This window comes from Streptomyces sp. NPDC096324, from assembly GCF_044763015.1.
Lineage (GTDB): Bacteria > Actinomycetota > Actinomycetes > Streptomycetales > Streptomycetaceae > Streptomyces.
Genome location: NZ_JBIWFK010000044.1, coordinates 1 through 1158, shown reverse-complemented (window position 1 = coordinate 1158; position 1158 = coordinate 1). Strand labels below are relative to the sequence as shown.

Annotated in this window: 2 protein-coding genes; both read right to left on the bottom strand. The window is 68.2% G+C overall.

Going from position 1 to position 1158, the window contains the following annotated elements:
- Positions 1-28 precede the first annotated feature (28 nt).
- On the bottom strand, positions 29-556 hold the full coding sequence (locus tag ACIQ7M_RS40890; RefSeq protein ID WP_403654257.1) for a transposase: 528 nt from the start codon (positions 554-556) through the stop codon (positions 29-31).
- Entirely contained in the window at positions 553-1092 is a 540-nt protein-coding gene (locus ACIQ7M_RS40885) for a winged helix-turn-helix domain-containing protein (RefSeq protein WP_403654254.1), read from the bottom strand. Before ACIQ7M_RS40885 ends, ACIQ7M_RS40890 begins: the two co-directional genes overlap by 4 nt.
- Positions 1093-1158: the final 66 nt, after the last annotated feature.

The window sequence follows — 1158 nt, the reverse complement described above, 5'->3', positions numbered from 1 at the left end:
ACCTACTGACCTTGAATGCGTGATGTCGTCATGGTGGTTGGCGTCGGAGGCCGGTGCCGATGAGGCAGCCGTCGAGGACATCGTGTCGGTACTGGAGCTGGCGGAGGCCGCGTCGGATGGCGGTGACCAGGTCGCTGGGGTCGGCGAAGGCGCGGTTGGCTGTGGTGGTGCGTCGCAGGACGGACCAGATGCCTTCGACCGGGTTGAGGTCGGGTGCGTAGGGCGGCAGTTGGAAGACGGTGAGCCAGTCGCGGTCGGCGATGTAGCGGCGCATTCCGGCCGTCAGGTGAGTGTTGAGATTGTCCCAGACCAACACGATCGGGCCGCCGAGCTGTTGGTGGGCGGTCTGGATCAGGTCGCGGTAGTCCTTCCAGGAGAAGCTCTTGCGCCCATCAGGCCGGGCGTCCGGGCAGGGCCGGTAGATCAGCCGCGAGGCTTCGCCGGCCTTGTAGCAGGCCAGAGCGGCCACCGACAGGCGGCGGCGCGAGCGGCCCCGCACGCGGACCACGGGAGTGTGGCCGCGGCGGGACCAGGTGCGGGTGGTCGGCGGCGTCATCGAGAATCCGGCTTCGTCCTCGAAGACGAGCCAGGCGTCGAGCGCCGCCACGGTCCTTCCACCTGTGGCCAGGTCTCCTTCACCCAGCCGGCCACCGCGGTCTCGTCGCGCTCGATCGCCCGCCGGGCCGGGACCTGGCAGCTCCAGCCATGCCGTCTGAGCAGCAGGGCGACGCCCTGGACGGTGTAGCTCTTATGGAAGCGGCGCCCGATCAGCGTCTTGATCCGCGACAGCGTCCAGGTCTGGTCCGGCCAGCCATGTGCGACCGGACCCTTGAGCAGCTCCCGCTCGAGCACGGCGAACAGTTCGTCACTGAGCAGCGCCAGCGATGCCGGACCCTTCGAGGCCAGGGCCCGGGGCCCGTTCTGCGACCAAGCCTTGCGCCAGCGCTGTACCGACCGGACGCTGACCCGTAAGTCGTGAGCGATGACCGTGTTCTCATCGCCCTGCTGGAACCGCTCGGCCGCCTCCATCCTCAACTTCTCGCGGAAGGCCCGCCGTTCGTCAGTCAGGCCACCCCCTTGCGCATACCTCATGCACTTGGCGTACCGCAGGGATCATGGACCGTCAGCCCCCACGACACCACGCTTTGAAGGTCAGTA